Genomic DNA, 20,693 nt, shown 5'->3' on the forward strand with positions numbered 1-20,693 from the left:
TATTCGAAATGGTAGACATCGTCGCCGAACCGCAGCGCCGCATGGCCTCCCGCCGCCTGGCCCTCGTTGGCGTCGAGATAAAGATAGTCGATCCGGGCGGAATGGGCCTCCGCGGCGCGCAGCGTCGCCGGCAGGACCAGCAGCGCGAAAACGGCGAGCCGGATCAGTGGTAACCCTCGTCGATGTACTGCATACGGGTCGGATCGGCATTCGCGAGTAGCCGGCGCAGCGCCTCGTACTGTGGCTGGCCCAGTCTGGCGCCGGCCAGTCCCTTGCCGATGGCGACATAGGTGCCCTTGTCGCCGTCCCAGCCGGTGATGCCATATTCCTGTGCCAGCTGGCTGATCCGGGCATAGAACGCCACGGTGTCGTTGCTGCCGGATCGGGCGAATTCGGTGGTGTATTCGGTGACGCTTTTCTCGTAATGCGCCTTCCTGTTCTGCGACGACTTCGAACTCGACGAGCTGGATTCGGACATCGAAGCCGACGAGGTGAAGGGACTGGCGGAAGTCTTGACCGAGCTTTCCGAGCTGTACGAGAACGAGCAGCCTTGCAGGGCCAGGCCGACTGCGGGTAAGAGCAATGCTTTGGTTTTGAGAGACATGGACTGACCGGGTTGGGTGAGTTGGTCGATTGGGGGAGACGAGGAGCTTTGTGCTCGCGTGATGTGATTCAATCATATTCCATGGCCTCGCTCATGCCCAATCGACCGCATGGAGCGTGGGGTCGCACTCGAGGAATTCATTGCAGTCTTGGAGATCGGATGATTGAAGCATTTCGCAGTCCCGCCTGGTCCTGGGGACTGGTGTTGTGGTGGGGGTTGGCCGCGGGTGGCGGGACCGAGGTGCTGGACGATTTCGAGACCCTGTCCGGCTGGACGGCGGAAGGTTCGCCCGGCACGCGCTTCGAACTGAAGCAGGACGGTGGGTTCGAGGGCAGGGGCCTCAGGCTGGACTTCGAGTTCGCCGGCGGTGCCGGTTACGTCATCCTGCGCAAGCATTTCGAGCTTCCCTTGCCGGAAAACTACGCGTTCAGTTTCCGCGCCAAGGGCGCGGGGCCGGCCAACACCCTGGAGTTCAAGCTGCTGGATCCCGGCGCGCAGAACGTCTGGTGGCACCGGCGCGAGGCCAAGGGGTTGCCCGCAGGCTGGCAGCTCCAGGCGATCCGCAAGTCCGCCATCGACTTCGCCTGGGGGCCTTCGGGCGGTGCACCGTTGCTGGCTCTGGGCGGCATCGAGTTCGCGCTGACCGCGGCGGCCGGCGGCAAGGGTACGCTGTGGCTGGACGATCTCCGCTTCGAGCGGCGCGATGCGGTGGTGGACTACCGGGGGCAACCCAAGGTGTCGGCATCCTCCGCCAGCGGCGAGGACGGCGCGGAGAATGCGCTGGATGGGCAGACGCAGACCGTCTGGCGTAGCGCATCCAGACCTGCGCGCCAGTGGCTACGGCTCGATTTCGGCCAGCGCCGCGAATACGGCGGGCTTGTCCTCGACTGGGAGGGGGAGTGCCACGCGCGGGACTATGCCGTGGAGGTTTCGGACGACGGCCGGCGTTGGCGCGGCGTCTACCGGGTGGCGGATGGCAACGGCCGGCGCGACTACCTGCCGCTGCCGGAGATCGAATCCCGCTACCTCCGGTTGGAACTGCGCAAGAGCGCCTGCGGCAAGGGCTACGCGCTCCGCGAGCTGACGGTGAAGCCGCCCGATTTCGCCGCTTCCCCCAACCGCTTGTTCGAGCACATCGCCCGCAATGAGGCGCGCGGCGCTTATCCGCGCTATTTCCGAGGCGAGCAGACGTACTGGACGCTGGTTGGCGCCAACGGCGGCCACCGCAAGGGGCTCTTGGGGATGGATGGGGCGCTGGAGACGGAACGCGGCGGCTTCACGGTGGAGCCGTTCCTGTATGCGGACGGCCGCTTGCTGGGCTGGAACGAGGGGCGGCTCTCGCAATCGCTGGAACAGGGGGATCTGCCTCTGCCGACCGTGGAACGCGATTATGGGGACCTGAGCCTGGAGGTGACGGGGTTCGCCGGTAAGCTCGGCGACGCTCCGCTGTCGCTCGCCCGCTACCGGGTGGCAAACCGCGCCGTGACGGCGCGCCGGCTCAGGTTGTTCCTGGCCGTACGTCCGTTCCAGGTCAATCCGCCCTGGCAGTCGCTCAACATGAAGGGCGGGGTGAGTCCGATCCATCGGATCGAGGCTTCCGGCCGCGTACTCGAAGTGGACGGCGCCGACGCGCTGGTAGCGATGAATCCGCCCGACGGCTTCGGCGCCGCCGGTTTCGACCAGGGCGACATCACCGATTTTCTGAGTGAATCCCGGCTGCCGCCGCGCACCGTGGCTTCCGATTCCGCCGGGTATGCATCGGGAGCCTGGAGGTTCGATCTGGAGCTGGCGCCGGGTGCGGCACGGGAGATCTTCATCGCCGTTCCCGAGCGCAAGAAGGGTTCGTCCTTGGCCGTCGAAACGGCGCTGAAGGCCGAAGGCGAGACCCTGGGAGCCCGATTGTGGCGGGAGGCGGTCGGCTACTGGCGGCAGGCGCTGGCCGGGCCCGATTTTCTGCTGCCGGAATCCGAACGGGACCTGGTGCAGAGCCTCCGGGCCAATCTGGCCTACATCCTGGTGAACCGCGACGGTCCGGCCTTGCAGCCGGGTTCCCGCACCTATGCCCGCAGCTGGATCCGCGACGGCGCATCGATGTCCTTGGCCCTGCTCATGCTGGGACGCGGCGAGGAAGTGAAGCGCTTCCTCGAATGGTACGCGCGGTTCCAGAGCGCGGACGGCGCCATTCCCTGCTGTATCGACAGCCGCGGCCCGGACAGTGTGCCGGAGAACGACAGCCACGGCGAGTTCGTCTACACCGTGGCCGAGTACTACCGTCATACCCGCGACCTCGAGTTCGTGCGGGCGCTGTGGCCCCACATCGTCGCAGCCATGGGCCACGTCGACGCGCTGCGGCACCAGCGGATGACCGAGGCCTACCGGAGCGGCGAGGGCCGGGCCTTCTACGGTCTGATGCCGGCCTCGATCAGCCACGAAGGCTATGCCTCGCAGCCGGTACATGCGTTCTGGGACGACTTTTGGACTCTGCGCGGCATCCGCGATGCGGTGATGCTCGCGAAGGTCCTGGGCGATCACGCCCACGCGGGAAGCTGGAGCCACATGGCGGCGGAGTTCGGCGGCCACCTTCATGCCGCGCTGCAAGCCACCATGGCGCGTAAGCACATCGACTACATCCCGGCCTCGGCCGACCTGGGTGACATCGACCCCAACGCCGTCGCCATCATGGTGTCGATCGCGGGCGAGGCCGGAAGGTTGCCGCAGGCCGCGCTGGCCAAGACCTTCGACGATTATCTCGCGCACTTCCGCAAGCGCCGCGACGGCAACGGCGACGACGGCTATACGCCGTACGAGGTGCGCCTCGTCGAGGCTCTGGTGCGGCTGGGGCGGCGTGACGACGCATGGGAGGTCCTGCGTTCCCTGCTGCGCGACCAGCGGCCCCAGGCCTGGCGCCAGTGGGCCGAAGTGGTGTGGCGCAACCCCGAGGCGCCGCGGTTCATCGGCGACATGCCGCATTCCTGGATCGGCGCGGAATTCATCCGCTCGCTGCGGAGCTGTTTCGCCTATGAGGACGATGCCGAAGATTCGCTGGTGCTCGCCGCGGGAATTCCCGCGGAATGGCTATACAATGCGGCCAGCGCCGAAGTCGGGGTCCGCCGCCTGCCTACCGTCCATGGCCTGCTCGATTACGGTCTGCGGACTGAAGGCGCCGAGACTTTGAAGCTGCACATCGACGGACGCCTGGCCGTGCCGCCCGGCGGCATCCGGATACGGCCGCCGGTGGCCAGGCCGATCCAGGCGGCGAAGGTGAACGGCACCGCGGTTTCCGGTTTCACGGGCGCCGAGCTGAGGATCGAAGGCGTGCCGGCGGAGGTCGAGATCCGGTATTGAACCAGCGTCAGTCGGTCACTGATCATTGACATCGGACAGTTCCGCGTGAGCAAAGCCGTAATCGCCCTGGCTGCAGTGTTCGTGGTCGTTGGCGCCGTGGGTCTTGGCGTTTGGCGCGACCGCCACGCCCGTGAATTGCCGCCCGGCATCGCCCGTGGCAATGGCCGACTGGAGGCCACGGAGATCGACGTGGGCGCCAAATACGGCGGCCGTATCACCGAGGTGCTGGTGTACGAGGGCGACGACGTCGTTCCGGGGCAGCCGCTGCTTCGCATCGATACCAGCGAGGAACAAGCGCAACTGCAGAACATCGACGCGGAGCTCAAGCGGGCGCGGGAATCGCTCGATTATGCCGGGCAGATGCTGCGGGTAGCCCGGCACGATCTGGAACTGGCGCGGAACATCTTCAGGCGCTCGTCCCGACTGGTCGAGCAGGCGGCGGTTTCGGCCGAGAAGCTGGATCGCGACCGCACCGAGCTGAGCAACGCCGTGGCCCGGCTCGATGCGGCCCAGTCGCGGATCGGCGAGGCGGAAGCCGGGATCGACGCCGTCGCCGCCGAAAAGCGACGGATCGAATCGGTGATCAAAGAGAGCGTGCTCCTGGCCCCCAGGGAGGCCAGGGTCTTGTACAAACTGTCGGAGCCGGGCGAGGTGCTCCCCCGGGGCGGCAAGGCGCTGACCCTCATCGATCTGAACGATGTCTATATGGTTCTCTACCTCGGCGAAGCCGAAGCCGGGCAAGCGGCGATCGGCGGCGAGGCGCGCATCGTGCTGGACGCCCTGCCGGATCTGCCGCTGCCGGCGCGCCTGGTGTTCGTCTCGCCCAAGGCCCAGTTCACGCCCAAGCAGGTGGAGACTTCGAGTGAGCGGCAGAAGCTGATGTTCCGCCTGAAGGCCCAGGTCGATCCGGAATTCCTGCGCGCCCACCGCGGCCTCGTCAAGCCCGGCATGCCCGGCGTGGCGTACGTCAAGCTTTCGCCGGAGGCGTCCTGGCCGCCCTTGCACCGATGAGCGCCATCATCCGGGTCGAGGAGTGCCGCCACCGTTATGGCAAGGTCGAAGCGCTCGCGGGTATCTCGCTGGAATTGTCCGCCGGCGGACTGACCGGCTTCGTCGGTCCGGACGGGGTGGGGAAATCGACCCTGCTGGGTTTGATCGCCGGCGTCCGGGCGCTGCAGGCCGGGCGTATCGAAGTGTTCGGAGCGGACATCGCCGATCCCAAGGCGCATCGGCGCTTGCGCCACCGTATCGCCTACATGCCGCAGGGTCTGGGGCACAACCTGTATGCGACGCTCTCGGTGTGGGAGAACGCCGAGTTTTTCGGCCGGCTGTTCGGGTTTGGCGGAAAGGAGCGGCGCCGGCGGATCGAGCGCCTGCTGGCGGCCGTTGGACTGGCGCCGTTCCGGGATCGCCCGGCAGGCAAGCTTTCCGGCGGGATGAGGCAGAAGCTCGGCCTCTGCTGCGCCTTGCTGCATGAGCCGGAGCTGTTGATCCTCGATGAGCCGACCACCGGTGTCGATCCGCTGTCGCGTCGGCAGTTCTGGGAGCTGATCGATACGCTGAGGCAGGAGCGGCCCGGCATGACCGTCCTGGTCGCCACCGCCTACATGGAGGAGGCCGCGCGCTTCGACCGTCTGGTTGCCATGGACGCCGGCCGCGTTCTGGCGAGCGGGACCGCGGCGGAACTGCTGGATCGCACCGGCACTGCCGATATGGAGTCGGCCTACGTGGCCCTGCTGCCGCCGGAAAAAAGGCGGGGGCATGAGGCGCTCGTGATCCCGCCGCGCCGGAACGGCCGGGGCGAGGCGGCGATCGAGGCCGTCGGGCTCACCCGCCGCTTTGGCGATTTCCTGGCCGTGGACGGCGTGAGCTTCCGGATCGAGCGCGGCGAAATCTTCGGTTTCCTCGGCTCCAACGGCTGCGGCAAGACCACGACCATGAAGATGCTCGCCGGACTCCTGCCGGCCAGCGCCGGCTCGGCCTCGCTGTTCGGCCAGCCGGTGGCGTCGGGGAATGCGGCGATGCGCCGCCGCATCGGCTTCATGTCGCAGGGATTTTCGCTCTACACCGAGCTGACGGTCAGGCAGAACCTGGAACTGCATGCCCATATCTTCGGACTGGCGCCTTCCGCGCTCGAAGCCCGGATCGCAGAGCTGGCGGCCCGCATGCATCTGGCCGGGCACCTCGATGCTCTGGCCGAATCGCTGCCGCTGGGTATCCGCCAGCGTCTGTCACTGGCAGTGGCGCTGGTCCACGATCCCGAGCTGCTGATCCTGGACGAGCCGACTTCGGGCGTCGATCCGGTCGCCCGCGATCGTTTCTGGGAGCTACTGGTGGAGCTGTCGCGCGAGAAAGGCGTGACGATCTTCATCTCGACCCATTTCATGAACGAGGCGGCGCGCTGCGACCGCATCTCGCTGATGCACGCGGGACGGGTGCTCGCCCAGGGCGCGCCCGCCGAGCTGGTGCGGGAGGCGGGGGCGCCCTCGCTGGAGGACGCCTTCATCGCTTGCCTGGAGCGGGAGAGCGCTCCCACGGCCGGTGTCGCCGCGGTGGTTCCTTCCCTCGCTCCGGAAGTTGCCGGACCGGCGCCCGCCGCCAGCCCCTGGTTCAGTCCCCGCCGCTTCAACGCATACGTCTGGCGCGAAACCATGGAACTGGCGCGCGATCCGATCCGCCTCGCCTTCGCGCTGCTCGGGCCGATGCTGCTGATGGTGGTCATGGGCTACGGGATTTCGCTGGACGTCGAGCATCTGCCCTACGCGGTCCTCGACTACGACCGGACGCCGGAAAGCCGCCGATATCTGGAGCACTTCGCCCATTCGCGCTATTTCGAGGAGCAGGCCCCGCTGCAAGACGACGACGATATCTCGAGACGGATGGCGAGGGGCCAGCTCAACTTCGCCGTGGAGATTCCGCCGGGTTTCGGGCGCGACCTCAAGGCCGGGCGTCCGGTCGAGGTGGGCGTCCGCATCGACGGCAGCATCCCGTTCCGCGCCAACACGGTGCAAGGCTATGTGGAGGCCGTGCACGCCCGTTTCCGCAGCGACATGATGGATGAAAGCCCGGCTCGCGCAGCGGCCCCGCCGCTGCGGGTGGAAACCCGTTTCCGCTACAATCCGGATCTGAAGAGCGTCTACGCCCTGGTACCGGGCGTGATCGCGGTGATGCTGGCGGTGATTCCGCCGATTCTCACGGCGGTCAGCGTGGTGCGGGAAAAAGAGATCGGTTCGATCACGAATCTGTATGCCACGCCCTCGACCCGTCTGGAGTTCCTGCTGGGCAAGCAGCTTCCCTACGTCGTGGTGGGCCTCGTCAACGCCTTGTCCTTGATTGCGCTGGCTCTGTGGTTGTTCGGCGTACCGGTGAAGGGGGACCTGTCGGCTCTGTTGCTGGGGGCCATGCTGGCCGTCGCCGGAACCACCGGCTGGGGACTGCTGATTTCGGCGTTCACGCGCTCGCAGATCGCCGCCCTGTTCGCCGCGTTCCTGCTGTCCATCGTGCCCGCCATCAATTTTTCAGGATTCCTGGCGCCGGTGGCCTCCCAGACCGGCGCGGCGGCCGTGATGGGCTACGGGTTTCCGACTTCCTGGTTCTTGTCCATCAGCGTCGGAGTGTTCACCAAGGCCTTGGGCTTCCCCGAACTCTACCCCAACCACGTCGTGCTGCTGGCCTTCGTGCTGGGCTATCTGGGGCTCAGCCTCGCGCTGCTCCCCAGCCGGGGACGTTGAGCCCGCCGGGCGGACGGCGGTTCCGCCCGGCGGCGGTATGCCCGGTCAGCCCGCGGGGGTCTCCGCGGCCGTTTCCGTCTCCAGCGACAGTATGGCGTCGCCGGCATCGGCGGCGGCCGGTTCTGGTTCCTCGGCGGTGGTTTCCGCCGGTTGTTCGACGGTTTGGGCCAGGATCGGCGGTTCGTCCGGCGTGACGGTTTCCGCCGCGCCTGCCGGTGCCTTTCTCCCGGCGGCGGGCGATGAATAGACGGCATAGAGCACATAGGCCAGCAGACCTACGGCGATCGCGATGACTGAAAGGTCCATCGGTCCTCCTGATATAGTTGTGTATCGACGTGTGAACGATGCGCCGTATCGTGTCTTGTTGGGGAAACACGGCATCAATCGTGCGGCAATTATGGACCAGACGGAAAAACCACACCATCTTTATGTGATTGAGTCCTCCCTGCGCCCAGCCAGGTTTCCGGCTGGAATGCCGTGACAAGAAACGGGGGGCGTCTGCGCACGATTTTCAGGTTGGGGCTGAAGGAACTGGCCAGCCTCCGCCGCGACCTGGCCATGCTGGCTCTGATCGTCTATGGATTCACCGTGATGATCTACATCCCCGCCAGCCGCGGCATGCTGGAGCTCCGGAACGGCGCGGTGGCGGTGGTGGACGAGGACCGTTCCGCGCTGTCCCGGCAGATCGTCACCGCTCTGCCGCAGCCCTATTTCCTGCGGCCCGATCCGCTGCCGATGGACCAGGTGGACGGCATGCTCGATGCCGGGCGCTACGCCTTCGTGATCGACATTCCGCCCCGCTTTCAGGCCGACTTCCTGGCAGGAAGACAGCCGGAAATCCAGGTCGACGTCGATGCGACGGCCATGAGCCAGGCCGGTATCGGCGCCGGCTACATCGAGCGGATCATCCGCGAGGAAGCCGCCGGTTTCGGCCGGAACGGGGTGGCTCCCCCGGCTGCCGGCGTCAATCTGGCGATACGCACCCTGTACAATCCCAATGCCCAGGAAAGCTGGTTCGTCTCGGTGATGGTGCTCATCAACGTGGTCAACCTGCTATCCATCATCACCTCTGGTGCCGCGCTGATGCGGGAACGGGAGCGCGGCACGGTCGAGCATCTGCTGACGCTGCCGCTCGGTCCGTTCGAAATCGTGTGCGCGAAGATATGGGCCAACGGTCTGGTCGTGGTCGTGGCGGTCGGTGTTTCATTGACCCTGGTCGTGGGCGGCGTGCTCGACGTGCCGCTGGCGGGATCGCTGCCCTTGTTCCTGGCCGCGACGGCGCTGTATCTGTTCACCTGTACGGCGATCGGCATCTTCCTCGCCACGGTGGCCCGTTCGATGCCCCAGCTAGGCCTCTTGTGCATCCTGGTGGTGTTTCCGATCACCACGCTGTCCGGCAATACCGTTCCGCTGGACAGCATGCCGGAACCGATTCAGCGGGTGATGGCGTTTTTCGCCTCGACGCATTACGTCAAGATCGCGCAGGCCGTGCTTTACCGCGGCGCGGGTTTCTCTGCCGTATGGCCGCAGTTCCTGATCATGATCGGCATCGGCGCGCTGTTTTTTCTGCTGGCTCTGGCCCGCTTCAGGCATACCGTCGCACGGCAGGTGGGCTGAACCGTGTTTCTTTTCTCACATTTCCCAAGGAGTCCCGATGAAATTCCCGGCTTTCGCTCTGGCCGCCTCGCTGTTCCTGCCTGCATGCAGCCTGTTCCATAGCGATGAAACCAATCCTCATTTCGGCAAAGTCACCGGCACGGTGAGCTGGCGCGACCGCGTGGAACTGAATCCGAACGCGGAACTGATCGTCAGTCTGGAAGACGTGACACGCCAAGATGGCCGGCCGGTGCTGGTCGGCATGGCCGAGGACACCTGGCCCGGTTCGTCGCCGGTGTCTTTCGAAGTGTCGTTCGACCGGCGGGTGGTGGCGGAGGACCGCCATTACCGGGTGAGAGCCGTGGTCAAACAGGATGGCGAGACGGTCCTCGCGTCCCGGCACGGGGTGCCGGTGCTGACGTTCGGCCACTCCGACCGCGCCGATCTGGAGCTGCACCGGGTCGGCGGTCCTTAGGGAGAGAAACAGGCCGTTTCGCCGCGCCGAGATATGAGTTGTCATATTCCTCGACTATGCTTGTTTTCATGTTGGAGTGAACCTTGCTTGGAAATCGGTGCACGCTCGATCGGTTCCAGTTCGAAGGAGGCAAGACATGGCGGCATTGGCGAAAGTCATCGCACAGGGTGATGCGGAGCTGGTGGCTGCGATAGCCGAGGATACGGACGATTTGTTCCGCGAGATCAAGCCCGGTGTGGACCTGCGGGTCTGTCACCGTGAGCCCGATGCGGTCATGGGCGGTTTCATCGATACCGTGCTGCGGCAGATGGTACGGCTCGACGTGCGGCGCAGCATCGACTTCGAAAACTTCGACTTCCGTTCGCTGCTCGCCTGGGCCCAGGACATTCCTGGCTACCGGGCATGGGTGTGGGATGTCACCCAGTTGACCTGCCGCTGGTGCGACTGGCACCGGACCGAGTACGCGGTGTTGCGGCTCCGCATCCTGGACGCCGGTACCCTCGACGAGGAAACCGGCGGGTTGCAGCTGGCCTGTCTCTATGGAGGCGCTCCCAAACCGCGGCGCTTCGAGCCGGTGCGGGCGGATGGGGAGGCGGAGGTGGTCGATGGCATGTACCCCGTCGCCGCCTCCCCCGACCTGGTGCCGCCCTATGGCATTGCCATCACCACGCCGAAAGCGAGACAGGTGCTGGATTTCCCCCGCGGACTGGGTCAAATGCCCCGACGTCTGTTGCTGACCGTCGACGTGCCGCACGGCGCCTGACCCGCTCCGGCCTGCACTGTGGTAGATTACTCCCGGTGTAGGGCGGCAGCGGCGCATCCATGTGGTTTCAGAAGACGATCGTTCTCAAGCCCCGCTCGCGGGGCTTCCATCTGGTCACCGCGGAAATCACGGCGAACCTGCCCGAACTCGCGCGGTTCCGTCAGGGTATCGCCCATTTCTTCATCCAACACACTTCCGCTTCCCTGACCATCAACGAAAACGCCGACGCCGACGTGCGTAGCGATCTCGAGGCGTATCTCCTGGCCCAGGTGCCGGAGCGCGCGCCCTATTACCGCCATACCCTGGAAGGGGACGACGATATGCCGGCCCACATCAAAGCCGTTCTGGTCGGCAACAGCGTGACCGTTCCCCTACGGCAGGGCCGGCTGGCCCTGGGAACCTGGCAGGGAATCTATCTGGGCGAGCACCGGAACCACGGCGGCAGCCGTTCCCTGGTGGCCACCCTGCACGGCGACTGACTCATGAATCTGACACCGAGGCCGATATGCGCAGAATGATATTTTGGGGTCTGGCACTGTGCGCCGCCCTTCCTTTGTCCGCCAATGAACGGCCCGCTCCCGTCGAGGCGATGGTCTACCGCAGTCCGGCCTGTGGCTGCTGCAAGAAATGGGTGGAACACCTCCAGGCCAACGGTTTTGCGGTCAAGGACATCGTCAAGGATGACATGGCCGCGGTGAAGCGCGAACTGGGCGTGCCGGAGAACCTGGCCTCCTGCCATACCGCGGTGATCGGCGGCTATCGCATCGAGGGACATGTGCCGGCGGCGGATGTCCGCAAGCTGCTGGAAGCCAAGGCGCCCCTCCTGGGGCTGAGCGTGCCCGGCATGCCGGCCGGTACACCGGGGATGGAAGCCGGTGGCCGCAGGGATGCCTACCGAGTCGTCGGTTTCGGGCCGGACGGCAGCGTCCACGCCGTGCACGACTACACGGGAGAGTGATCCTTTGGGCCGGCCGACGAACGTGCTGCTGGCGGGGGACGTCGGCGCTACCAAGACGGTCCTCGGGCTGTTCGACTGCTGGGGCGACAGGCTGGTCAGTCTGAGCGAGGCGATTTTCGCCAGCACGGACTATGCCTCGCTGGAGACGGTGGTGGCGGCGTTCCTGGATGGGCAGGAGGAACGGAGGCCCGAAGTCGCCTGTTTCGGGGTGCCGGGACCGGTGAGCGAAGGCCGCTGCGAAATCACCAACCTGCCGTGGGTTCTGTCCGAGCGGGAACTTGCGGCGGCGACGGGGGTGAGTGCAGTGCGCCTGCTGAACGACGTCCAGGCCATGGCCCTGGGCATGGCTTACCGGTTGGGCGAGGACGATTGGGTGGAGCTGAACCCCGGCGCCGGCCGTCCGCGATCCGGAAACGTCGCGGTGATCGCCGCGGGGACGGGATTGGGCGAGGCCATCCTGTATTGGGATGGCGAGCGCTACCATGCGCTGCCGACCGAAGGCGGACACAGCGATTTCGCCCCCAACGGACCGCTGGAAGAGGGGTTGCTCGCCTTCCTGCGGGATCGCTTCTGCGGGCATGTCAGCTACGAGCGGATACTGTCTGGTTCGGGGCTGGCCAATCTCTACGACTATCTGCGTCACGCCGGCGTGGCGCCGGAAAGCGAGGCACTGCACGCCGCCCTGGCCAGCGCTCCCGACCGTGCCCCGATCATCGCCGAGTGGGCACTGGAACGGCGTGACGCCCTTTGCACCGCGGTGCTCGATCTCTTCGCGGCAATCTACGGGGCGGAAGCCGGGAATCTGGCCCTCAAGTCGCTCGCGCTCGGTGGCGTGATCCTGGGCGGGGGTATCGCGCCGAAAATCCTTCCGGTCCTGCAGGCGGGGAGGTTCATGGCCGCTTTCACGGCAAAGGGGAGGCTGTCCCCCCTCCTGGGGCGGCTTCCCGTGCGGGTCGCCATCCATCCCCAGCCGGCCCTGCTGGGGGCGGCGCATGCCGCCTCGGCCATGCTTTGACGGGGCGCAGGGCGCTCCAAGCCGGATCGATTGTGGCAGAATGCAGGCGGACGGACCCGGCAGAAGCCGGAAATAATCCGTTTGCGATTGCACCCTTTATTCACCATTGGAACATGGAGGAAACTATGTTCAAGACATGGGTGGTTGCCGCAGAGAGCAGCCGTGCGCGAATCTTTGCCATCGACAATCGACTGAATCCGCTCAAGGAAATCGATGATCTGGTACATGCGGAGGGGCGAGCCAAAGAGCAGGATCTGACCTCCGACCGGCCGGGGCGGATGCTGAACAGTTCGACCGAAGGGCGCCACGACTACGAAAAGCCGCAGGATGCCAAGCAGCATGAGGCGCAGGTGTTCGCCAAACGGGTGGCCGACCGCCTCGAACAGGCGCGGGTCAATGGCGATTGCCTCTCGCTCATCCTGATCGCGGCCCCCGAGTTTCTCGGACTATTGCGGCAAGCTTTGAGCGGTCCGACCGCCAAGCTGGTCAGCAAGACCCTGGACAAGAATCTGGTGCAGAAAACCGAACAGGAAATCCGCAGTTACATTTTCTCATGAAAATCGGCGTACCCAAGGAAATCAAGGACCTGGAAAACCGTGTGGCCGTCACCCCGCAAGGGGTCGCGGCCCTGGTCAATGCCGGGCACGAAGTGCTGGTGGAGGTCGCGGCCGGCCTCGGCTCGGGGTTTGCCGACGAGGAATATCTGGCGGCGGGAGCACGGCTGGTGAACGCGGCCGACGCCTGGGCGGCCGACCTCGTGGTCAAGGTGAAAGAGCCGGTGCCCTCGGAATATCCTTACCTCAAGCGGCAGACGGTATTCACCTTCTTCCATCTGGCCGGTGTCGACCCCGGTCTGACCCGGGCGCTGCTGGATGGCGGCACCACGGCGGTGGCTTACGAGACGCTGGAAGATGCGCAAGGGCGTCTGCCGCTGCTCGCGCCGATGAGTGCGGTGGCGGGCAACATGGCCGCCCAGGTCGGCGCTTATTATCTGGCGCGCTTCAACGGCGGCCGGGGAGTCCAGCTCGGCGAGGTCATGGGTGTGCGCCATGGCAGGGTCGTGGTGATCGGCGACGGCGTGGTCGGCTCGCATGCCGCCCTCACTGCCTGGGGCATGGGCGCCAACGTCCAGGTCATGGGGCTGGTGCCTGCGAAGGGCGATGCCCTGTGCCGGCGGGCGCCGGGGCTGGAGTTCTTCCTCTCGGACGGCGCTCGCCTGGCGGAGACTCTGCGCGATGCCGATCTGGTGGTGGGGGCGGTGCTGCAGCCGGGGGCCCGTGCCGAATACATCGTGACCGATGCCATGGTAAGGTCGATGCCGATGGGGTCGGTGATCGTCGACGTCAGTATCGATCAGGGCGGCTGCGTGGAGACTTCCAGACCGACCACGCATTCCCATCCGGTCTACGTGGAGCACGGCGTGATCCACTACTGCGTGACCAACATGCCGGGAGCCTACCCGCGGACTTCGACCCTGGCGCTGACCGAGGCGACACTGCCTTACCTGCTGCGTCTGGCCGATGAAGGCGAGGCATGTCTGCGGGCCGACCCAGGTCTGGCCAAGGCCGTGAACACCTACGACGGCCATATCACCTGCCGGGCGGCGGCAGAAGACCTCGGCCTGCTGGATCGCTACCGTCCCTTTCCCGGCTAGCCGTTTCCTCAGTACGGTTCCTTGTCTTCGTCCTCCAGCACGTCGTCCAGCGTCAGGTCGTCCGTGTCGGGGAGGTGGAGATCGGGGTCACTGTAGCCCAGATCGTCGGTTTCCACATCGTCGAAAGGCGCACTCCAGTCTTCCGGGGCTTCGATCTCGATGATCGCGGCCTGGTCCCAGGAAGCCCGGTCCAACTCGCTCAGATCTCCCTCCAGATACTGGATTTCGATGGTGTCACCGGTGTCGTCCAGGGCCACGATCCTGAATTGTCGGCCGCTGTCCCGCTCTTCGTACCAGTTGTCCACCACCGGTATTGCGATTGCCATAGATTCCTCCTGGTTGTCGCGCCAGCAGCGAGCTGCCGCTGTCACTGATCGCCGACGAATTCTATCAGCACCCGTCGCAATGCCGCGCGGTCCGCTTCCCCGTCCAGCGGCCGGTCCTCCCGGTCGGTGATGAAGAAGATGTCTTCGGCGCGGCTGCCGACGGTGGAGATTTTAGCATTGTGCAGGCGTATGCCCGTCCGCATGAATGCCTGTCCCACCTTGGACAGCAGGCCGGGACGGTCGGTGGCGATCAGCTCGAGGATGCTGAAACGGTTCTGCGGGTCGTCGTGAAAGAACACTTTGGTGGGCACGGTGAAGTGTCGGATCTGGCGGGTGGCCAGACGGCTGACTGCAGGCGGCGGAGCGCCGCCGCCACTCAGCGCTTCTTTCAGCCGGTCGCAGATCTGGACCAGGCGGAACAATCCTTCCGGTGCCGTGCCGGACCGTTCCAGCACATTGAAACTGAGCAGCGCGAATCCCTGGCGCGAGGCGATGATCTTGGCGTCCAGCACGGTGAGACCGAGCTGGTCGAGCACGGCGGTGGTCTGGGCGAACAGGAAGTCGCGGTTGCGTTCGTAGATGAACACCTCGGCACTGCCGCGCAGGCTTTCCGGCCGCAGCAGGACCAGCGGCAGATGTTCCGGCCGGCAGGCGGCGATGGCAGTGGTGTGCCAGGCGATTTCCTCGGGGAGGAAGCGGAGGAAATAATCGTCACCGATGTTCTCCCACACGGCGGTGATGGCATCTTCGGCCAGGCCGAAGCGCTGCAGGAGCGTCCGTGCCTCGTCCTTGGCCGCGGAGATCTGTTCGGCGTAGTCCGGCGGGGTGTCCAGTCCGCGCCGCAGGGTCCAGCTGGTGCTGGTATAGAGCTCCTGCAACAGCGCGCCCTTCCAGGAGTTCCACAGGGAGGGATTGGTGGCGCGTATGTCGGCGACGGTGAGCAGATAAAGATGGTTCAGTGTGTTCTGGTTGCGCACGATTTGGGCGAATTCGTGGATGACTTCCGGATCGCTCAGATCCTTGCGCTGTGCTGTCATCGACATGACCAGATGGTGCCGCACCAGCCACTTCACCAACAGAGTTTCCCGTGGCCCGATCCGATGGCGCCGGCAGAATTCCTCTGCGATCCTTTCGCCTACTTCCGAATGGTCGCCGCCCGAGCCTTTGGCGATGTCGTGCATCAATGCGGCGATATAGAGCAGCTCGGGTTTTTCGATGAGCTGGAACAGTTCGTAGCACAGCGGGTTTTCCTGCTGGAATTCCTCCAGGGCGAAACGCCGCAGATTCCGGACCACGAACAGCGTGTGTTCGTCCACCGTGTACACATGGAACAGGTCGTATTGCATGCGGCCGACGACCCGGCCGAATTCGGGCAGGTAGGCGGCGAGTACGCTATAGCGGTTCATCCGCCGTAGCTGATGGGTCACGCCGCCCGGCTGGCGCAGAATGTCCATGAACAGCCGGCAGGCTTCGGGGTCGTTGCGGAAAGCGTCGTCGATCAGATGGATATGCTGGCGGATGAGACGGATGGTGGCGGCACGGACGCCTTCCAGCGCGCTGTTTTTCTGCAGGATCAGGAACACTTCCAGCAGGGCCAGGGGGTGCTCGCGGAACACCGCGGGGTGGATGGCCTCGAGGTAATCGTTGACCGCCTGGAAATGATCGTTGACGGGCGTGGGCGAGAACGCGTCATCGCGGTGCAGCACGGCTTCGTTGAACAGCTGCAGCAGCAGCTCGTTCAGGCGTTCCACCCCCGTGACGGTGCGGAAATAATCCTGCATGAAGCCTTCGACGACCTCGTTGCTGGTCTCGCCCCGGTAACCGAAGAGCCCCGCGAGTTCGCGTTGGTAATCGAACAGCAGCCGGTCTTCGCAGCGGCCGGTGAGGGCGTGCAGGGCGAAGCGGATTCGCCAGAGGAATGCCTGTGCCTCCTTGAGTTCCCGGTATTCGGCATCCGTCAGCCAGCCGTGGGCGACGAGGTCCTGCAGTCCCCGCGCATCGCTGTGGCGGCGGATGATCCAGCCGATGAGCTGGATGTCGCGCAGGCCCCCGGGGCCTTCCTTGACGTTGGGTTCGAGGTTGTAGGCGGTGTTGTGGTACTTGGAGTAGCGAATCCTTTGCTCGGCCATCTTTGCCTCGAAGAAGGCCGCCGACGACCACATGCGTTCCGGGGCGGTTTCGCTCCTCACCGCTTCCCACAGCGCGGCCGAACCGACCAGCAGCCGGCCTTCCAGCAAGTTGGTGATGATGGTCTGGTCGGTCCGGGCTGCTTCCGCGCATTCGGCAGGCGACCTCACGCTGTGGCCTGGCTTGAGGCCGATGTCCCAGAGAAGGCGCAGGAAATCGGACAGGTCCTGCTTGCGTGACGACGGTGCGGCCTCGTCGAGGAGTATGAGCAGGTCGACATCGGAATGCAGCAGCAGCTCGCCGCGGCCGTAGCCGCCGACGGCCACCAGCGCCACGTCGGTGGCACCCTGGCCGATGCGCCGGTCCCAGGCTTCGCTGAGCAGGTGGTCGATGAAAGCGGTACGCTCCCGGATCAGATCGGCGACGGGCGTGCCGGCCCGGAACCGCTCGGCCAGCTCGGCAGTGTTGTGCTGGATCCGGGCCTTGCAGGCCGCGATCCGGTCGAAGGCGTGCCGGTCGTGTGCTCTATCCGAGTTCGGTCCGTCCAAAATCTTCCTCTTGCCGCAGTGTCAGCACCTCATAGCCCGTCGGCGTCACCAGCACGGTATGTTCCCATTGCGCCGACAGTTTGTGGTCCTTGGTGACGGCAGTCCAGCCATCGGAGAGCATCTGTATGTGACGCTTGCCCTGGTTGATCATCGGCTCGATGGTGAAGATCATTCCCGCTTCGAGGCGGATGTCCAGTTTCGGTTCGAAATAGTGGAGCACCTGCGGTTCTTCGTGGAACTCGCGGCCGATGCCGTGGCCGCAGAACTCCCGTACCACGGAATAATTGTATTTGCTGGCATGCCGCTCGATGGCGGCGCCGATCCGGTTCAACGCGGCGCCCGGCCGCACTTCACGTATGCCCAGATACATGGCTTCACGGGTGACGTCGACCAGTTGCCGGGCATAGGGTTTGACCTGGCCGACCAGGAACATCTTGCTAGTGTCGCCGTGGAAGCCATCCTTGATGACCGTGATGTCGACGTTGATGATGTCGCCGTTCTTCAGCTTCTTGGGGCCCGGGATGCCGTGGCAGATGACGTGGTTGACCGAGGTGCATATCGACTTTGGGAAGCCTTTGTAATTCAGCGGAGCAGGGATGGCGTGCTGCTCGTCTACGATGAAGTCGTGGCAGATCCGGTCGATTTCTTCGGTGGTGATGCCCGCTTTGATGTAGGGCGCGATCATGTCGAGGACTTCAGCGGCGAGGCGGCAGGCCACGCGCATGCCCTCGATGTCCTCGGCGCTCTTGATGCTGATGCTCATGAAATTACGGCGGAAACGGGAGGGCTCCCGATCCGTGGAAGGAGGGAGGGTTGATTGTCCAAAAGGCGCTGCTATGGTATAAAGCACGGCTTTATTTGGCAACACACCACACATGCATCGTCACGGCCGGTGGGGTGCCGTTCCGTCGGGAACGGTCGCCGGCCGGGATGCGTGGAGGCGCAACCCTACCGCCGGGCGCTGCCGGCCCGGTCAGACATTATACGGAGAAACCGATGACCTCAGTTACCATGCGTCAGATGCTCGAAGCGGGCGTTCACTTCGGGCACCAGACGCGTTACTGGAATCCGAAGATGGCTCCTTTCATCTTCGGCGCGCGCAGCAATATCCATATCATCAATCTGGAAAAGACGCTGCCCCTGTTCAACGATGCCATGAAATACCTGGAGCAGGTCGCCGCCAACCGCGGTAAGATTCTGTTCGTAGGCACCAAGAAGACCATGCGCAAGGTCATCGAAGAAGAAGCCCGGCGCTGTGGCATGCCTTACGTCAATCACCGCTGGCTGGGCGGCATGCTGACCAATTTCAAGACCATCAAGGCGTCCATCGCCCGGATGAAGGACTTGCAGGCCATGCGCGACGATGGCCGTCTCAACCGCTTCAGCAAAAAGGAAGCGCTCGGCATGATGCGTGAGCTGGAGAAGCTGGTTTGCAACGTCGGCGGCATCGGCGACATGGATCGTCTCCCCGACGTGATGTTCATCATCGATACGGGTTACGAGAAGAACGCCGTCAGTGAGGCACGTAAGCTGGGCATCCCCGTCGTCGGCGTGGTGGATACCAACAACAGCCCCGTCGGCATCGACTATGTGATTCCGGGCAACGACGATTCCATTCGGGCGGTCCAGTTGTATGCCCAGAGCGCCGCGACGGCGATTCTGCGCGGCAAGGCGTCCGGTGTGGATTTTGGCGCGGTGGCGGACGAATTTGTGGAAATGGAGCCGGAAACGGAGCAGGGGGCCATGGGCGAGACCTTGGGCGGCTGACGGCCCACACCCGGCAGTGTCGTGAAAAACGCCTCCGCCCGGAGGCGTTTTTTTGGATTGATCAACGGTTTTCATACGAGAGGTTGGCTGTAATGAGCATTACTGCGGGAATGGTGAAGGAACTGCGCGAACGTACCGGTTCCGGCATGATGGAGTGCAAGAAGGCGCTGACGGAAACCGGCGGCGATCTGGAAGCCGCGGTCGAGCTGATGAGGAAGCAGGGGCTGGCCAAAGCCGACAAGAAGTCCGGCCGTACCGCCGCCGAAGGGCGCATCTGCGCCAGGGTGAGCGAGGACGGCAAGGCCGCGGCCATCGTCGAGGTCAACTGCGAAACCGACTTCGTGGCCAAGGGCGATGACTTCGTCAAGTTCGCCGACGACGTCGCCGCTGTGGCTCTGGCTTCTTCCGCGACGACCGTCGAAGAACTCCTGGCTGGCGAGATGAGGGCGGGCGCGACGGTGGACCAGGTGCGCAGGGAGATGATCGCCAAGATCGGCGAGAACATCAATGTACGCCGCTTCGAGCGCTTGAGCAGCCAGGACGGCCGGATCGCGAGTTATCTGCACGGCACCCGGATCGGCGTGCTGGTCGAACTGGTCGGCGGCGACGCCGAACTGGGCAAGGACATCGCCATGCACATCGCGGCGAGCAAGCCCTTGTGCTGTGACGAGAAGGGCGTGCCGGCCGAAGTGATCGCCAAGGAGAAGGAAATCTTCAGTGCCCAGGCACAGGCCAGCGGCAAGCCAGCGAACATCGTCGAAAAGATGGTCGAAGGCCGGATCGGCAAGTTCCTCGGCGAGATCACCCTGGTGGGTCAGCCCTTCGTCAAGGATCCCGATCAGACGGTGGGCAAGCTCCTACAGTCCAAAGGCGCTTCAGTGGTGCGCTTCGTCCGTTTTGAAGTCGGCGAGGGCATCGAGAAGGAAGAAACCAATTTCGCCGAAGAAGTGATGGCGCAGGTGCGCGCTTCCTGAGGCATCCTCGCCCGGCGCCCTGGCGCGCCGGGCAGCCTCCCGGGCCGGACGGCCCGAGCAGAATGGATCAACCAGCTTCCGACGGGTTTATGACAGAACCGGTATACAAACGTATCTTGCTCAAGCTCAGCGGCGAAGCCTTGATGGGAGACCAGGGAGCGGGCATCGATGCCGAGATCCTGAAGCGGCTGGCGACGGAGATCGATGAGCTGTGCCAGGCCGGCGTCGAGGTCGGCCTGGTCATCGGGGGCGGCAACATCGTCCGCGGCGCCGAGAAGGCATCGGAAGGGCTGGATCGTGTGACCGGCGATCACATGGGCATGCTCGCCACGGTCATCAACGCCCTGGCCATGCAGGACGCCCTCGAGAATCTGGGGCGGCCGGTGCGTGTCATGTCGGCCCTCAAGATCAACCAGGTGTGTGAGGACTATATCCGCCGACGTGCGGTCCGGCATCTGGAAAAAGGGCGGGTCGTGGTCTTCGCCGCGGGCACCGGCAATCCGTTCTTCACCACCGACTCCGCCGCCAGCCTCCGAGCCATCGAGATCGGCGCCGACCTGCTGATCAAGGCGACCAAGGTCGACGGCGTCTACTCGGCCGATCCCGTGAAAAACCCGGAAGCGAAATTCTATACGCGTCTGACCTACGACGAGGCGCTGGATCAGCGCCTGAATGTCATGGACACGACGGCGCTGGTGCTGTGCCGCGATTACAAGATGCCGCTGCGGGTCATGAACGTTTTTCGTCAGGGCGCGGTGATGCGTCTGATTCGGGGCGATGACATCGGATCTTTGCTGGTAACGGGGTAAT

20 protein-coding genes are annotated in these 20,693 nt (G+C 64.8%); 15 read left to right on the forward strand and 5 right to left on the reverse strand.

All coding sequences use genetic code 11. The features are described from left to right. Positions 1–8 precede the first annotated feature (8 nt). Positions 9–173: a hypothetical protein gene (locus ACSHWJ_RS11045; protein ID WP_187148249.1), complete on the forward strand. Its 165-nt coding sequence runs from the start codon at positions 9–11 to the stop codon at positions 171–173. Here the strand turns inward: ACSHWJ_RS11045 and ACSHWJ_RS11050 are convergent. Further along, positions 164–604, reverse strand: a complete 441-nt coding sequence (locus ACSHWJ_RS11050; RefSeq protein ID WP_026597561.1) for a putative lipoprotein — start codon at positions 602–604, stop codon at positions 164–166. The two genes, ACSHWJ_RS11045 and ACSHWJ_RS11050, sit on opposite strands and share 10 nt — an antisense overlap. Before the next feature lie 159 nt (positions 605–763). On the opposite strand from ACSHWJ_RS11050, the gene ACSHWJ_RS11055 reads away from it, so the two are divergent. The 3 genes from ACSHWJ_RS11055 to rbbA are packed head-to-tail and all read left to right on the forward strand — an operon-like array spanning position 764 to position 7,680. Further along, positions 764–3,949: a discoidin domain-containing protein gene (locus ACSHWJ_RS11055; RefSeq protein ID WP_218797300.1), complete on the forward strand. Its 3,186-nt coding sequence runs from the start codon at positions 764–766 to the stop codon at positions 3,947–3,949. Positions 3,950–3,994: 45 nt separating this feature from the next. Then, positions 3,995–4,960 carry an HlyD family secretion protein gene (locus tag ACSHWJ_RS11060; RefSeq protein WP_218797301.1) on the forward strand — a complete coding sequence of 322 codons (966 nt, stop codon included), beginning with the start codon at positions 3,995–3,997 and terminating at the stop codon, positions 4,958–4,960. Then, a complete protein-coding gene (gene rbbA / locus ACSHWJ_RS11065; RefSeq protein ID WP_432539799.1) occupies positions 4,957–7,680 on the forward strand; it encodes a ribosome-associated ATPase/putative transporter RbbA in 2,724 nt (907 codons plus the stop codon). The genes ACSHWJ_RS11060 and rbbA overlap by 4 nt, the downstream gene beginning before the upstream one ends. Positions 7,681–7,725: 45 nt before the next feature. On the opposite strand, the gene ACSHWJ_RS11070 is transcribed toward rbbA, so the two are convergent. After that, positions 7,726–7,986, reverse strand: a complete 261-nt coding sequence (locus ACSHWJ_RS11070; protein WP_041360727.1) for a hypothetical protein — start codon at positions 7,984–7,986, stop codon at positions 7,726–7,728. Between the two features lie 171 nt (positions 7,987–8,157). On the opposite strand from ACSHWJ_RS11070, the gene ACSHWJ_RS11075 reads away from it, so the two are divergent. From ACSHWJ_RS11075 to ald, 8 genes are all read left to right on the forward strand, one after another. Then, a complete protein-coding gene (locus ACSHWJ_RS11075) occupies positions 8,158–9,297 on the forward strand; it encodes an ABC transporter permease (protein WP_010959905.1) in 1,140 nt (379 codons plus the stop codon). Positions 9,298–9,334: 37 nt separating this feature from the next. Continuing rightward, complete coding sequence (locus ACSHWJ_RS11080; protein ID WP_010959906.1) at positions 9,335–9,751, forward strand: YbaY family lipoprotein; 417 nt, start codon at positions 9,335–9,337, stop codon at positions 9,749–9,751. Between the two features lie 136 nt (positions 9,752–9,887). Next, positions 9,888–10,514 carry a DUF1826 domain-containing protein gene (locus ACSHWJ_RS11085; protein ID WP_017364521.1) on the forward strand — a complete coding sequence of 209 codons (627 nt, stop codon included), beginning with the start codon at positions 9,888–9,890 and terminating at the stop codon, positions 10,512–10,514. Positions 10,515–10,573: 59 nt separating this feature from the next. Beyond that, on the forward strand, positions 10,574–10,993 hold the full coding sequence (locus ACSHWJ_RS11090; protein WP_010959907.1) for a secondary thiamine-phosphate synthase enzyme YjbQ: 420 nt from the start codon (positions 10,574–10,576) through the stop codon (positions 10,991–10,993). 26 nt (positions 10,994–11,019) lie between these two features. Beyond that, the gene (locus ACSHWJ_RS11095) at positions 11,020–11,472 is read left to right on the forward strand and encodes a DUF411 domain-containing protein (protein ID WP_010959908.1); all 453 of its coding nucleotides are present in this window, start codon (positions 11,020–11,022) and stop codon (positions 11,470–11,472) included. Between the two features lie 4 nt (positions 11,473–11,476). Further along, a complete protein-coding gene (glk, locus tag ACSHWJ_RS11100) occupies positions 11,477–12,487 on the forward strand; it encodes a glucokinase (RefSeq protein ID WP_017364519.1) in 1,011 nt (336 codons plus the stop codon). A gap of 125 nt (positions 12,488–12,612) precedes the next feature. Further along, positions 12,613–13,044 carry a host attachment protein gene (locus ACSHWJ_RS11105; protein WP_010959910.1) on the forward strand — a complete coding sequence of 144 codons (432 nt, stop codon included), beginning with the start codon at positions 12,613–12,615 and terminating at the stop codon, positions 13,042–13,044. Next, complete coding sequence (gene ald / locus ACSHWJ_RS11110; RefSeq protein ID WP_432539800.1) at positions 13,041–14,141, forward strand: alanine dehydrogenase; 1,101 nt, start codon at positions 13,041–13,043, stop codon at positions 14,139–14,141. Before ACSHWJ_RS11105 ends, ald begins: the two co-directional genes overlap by 4 nt. Before the next feature lie 8 nt (positions 14,142–14,149). On the opposite strand, the gene ACSHWJ_RS11115 is transcribed toward ald, so the two are convergent. Genes ACSHWJ_RS11115 through map form a run of 3 tightly spaced genes read right to left on the reverse strand, consistent with a single transcriptional unit; the run spans position 14,150 to position 17,905 of the window. Next, entirely contained in the window at positions 14,150–14,467 is a 318-nt protein-coding gene (locus ACSHWJ_RS11115; protein ID WP_010959912.1) for a DUF6763 family protein, read from the reverse strand. Positions 14,468–14,508: 41 nt separating this feature from the next. Further along, complete coding sequence (gene glnD / locus ACSHWJ_RS11120; protein ID WP_432539801.1) at positions 14,509–17,142, reverse strand: [protein-PII] uridylyltransferase; 2,634 nt, start codon at positions 17,140–17,142, stop codon at positions 14,509–14,511. After that, positions 17,120–17,905, reverse strand: coding sequence for a type I methionyl aminopeptidase (map, locus tag ACSHWJ_RS11125; protein WP_218797304.1), 786 nt, complete (start codon positions 17,903–17,905; stop codon positions 17,120–17,122). The genes glnD and map overlap by 23 nt, the downstream gene beginning before the upstream one ends. 233 nt (positions 17,906–18,138) lie before the next feature. On the opposite strand from map, the gene rpsB reads away from it, so the two are divergent. The 3 genes from rpsB to pyrH all read left to right on the forward strand — a co-directional run bounded on the left by rpsB (position 18,139) and on the right by pyrH (position 20,692). Continuing rightward, positions 18,139–18,909, forward strand: coding sequence for a 30S ribosomal protein S2 (gene rpsB / locus ACSHWJ_RS11130; RefSeq protein ID WP_218797305.1), 771 nt, complete (start codon positions 18,139–18,141; stop codon positions 18,907–18,909). A gap of 92 nt (positions 18,910–19,001) precedes the next feature. Then, entirely contained in the window at positions 19,002–19,883 is an 882-nt protein-coding gene (tsf, locus tag ACSHWJ_RS11135; protein WP_218797306.1) for a translation elongation factor Ts, read from the forward strand. A gap of 89 nt (positions 19,884–19,972) precedes the next feature. Then, positions 19,973–20,692: a UMP kinase gene (gene pyrH, locus ACSHWJ_RS11140; RefSeq protein ID WP_010959917.1), complete on the forward strand. Its 720-nt coding sequence runs from the start codon at positions 19,973–19,975 to the stop codon at positions 20,690–20,692. Position 20,693 lies beyond the last annotated feature (1 nt).

The organism is Methylococcus sp. S1M, assembly GCF_051295855.1.
In the GTDB taxonomy this organism is placed as follows: domain Bacteria; phylum Pseudomonadota; class Gammaproteobacteria; order Methylococcales; family Methylococcaceae; genus Methylococcus; species Methylococcus capsulatus.

Coding starts and splice junctions, on each gene's coding strand:
- ACSHWJ_RS11045 (WP_187148249.1), top strand. CDS start 9: ATGGTAGACATCGTCGCCGAACCGCAGCGCCGCATGGCCTCCCGCCGC.
- ACSHWJ_RS11050 (WP_026597561.1), bottom strand. CDS start 604: ATGTCTCTCAAAACCAAAGCATTGCTCTTACCCGCAGTCGGCCTGGCC.
- ACSHWJ_RS11055 (WP_218797300.1), top strand. CDS start 764: ATGATTGAAGCATTTCGCAGTCCCGCCTGGTCCTGGGGACTGGTGTTG.
- rbbA (WP_432539799.1), top strand. CDS start 4,957: ATGAGCGCCATCATCCGGGTCGAGGAGTGCCGCCACCGTTATGGCAAG.
- ACSHWJ_RS11070 (WP_041360727.1), bottom strand. CDS start 7,986: ATGGACCTTTCAGTCATCGCGATCGCCGTAGGTCTGCTGGCCTATGTG.
- ACSHWJ_RS11080 (WP_010959906.1), top strand. CDS start 9,335: ATGAAATTCCCGGCTTTCGCTCTGGCCGCCTCGCTGTTCCTGCCTGCA.
- ACSHWJ_RS11085 (WP_017364521.1), top strand. CDS start 9,888: ATGGCGGCATTGGCGAAAGTCATCGCACAGGGTGATGCGGAGCTGGTG.
- ACSHWJ_RS11090 (WP_010959907.1), top strand. CDS start 10,574: ATGTGGTTTCAGAAGACGATCGTTCTCAAGCCCCGCTCGCGGGGCTTC.
- ACSHWJ_RS11095 (WP_010959908.1), top strand. CDS start 11,020: ATGCGCAGAATGATATTTTGGGGTCTGGCACTGTGCGCCGCCCTTCCT.
- ACSHWJ_RS11105 (WP_010959910.1), top strand. CDS start 12,613: ATGTTCAAGACATGGGTGGTTGCCGCAGAGAGCAGCCGTGCGCGAATC.
- ald (WP_432539800.1), top strand. CDS start 13,041: ATGAAAATCGGCGTACCCAAGGAAATCAAGGACCTGGAAAACCGTGTG.
- ACSHWJ_RS11115 (WP_010959912.1), bottom strand. CDS start 14,467: ATGGCAATCGCAATACCGGTGGTGGACAACTGGTACGAAGAGCGGGAC.
- map (WP_218797304.1), bottom strand. CDS start 17,905: ATGAGCATCAGCATCAAGAGCGCCGAGGACATCGAGGGCATGCGCGTG.
- rpsB (WP_218797305.1), top strand. CDS start 18,139: ATGACCTCAGTTACCATGCGTCAGATGCTCGAAGCGGGCGTTCACTTC.
- tsf (WP_218797306.1), top strand. CDS start 19,002: ATGAGCATTACTGCGGGAATGGTGAAGGAACTGCGCGAACGTACCGGT.
- pyrH (WP_010959917.1), top strand. CDS start 19,973: ATGACAGAACCGGTATACAAACGTATCTTGCTCAAGCTCAGCGGCGAA.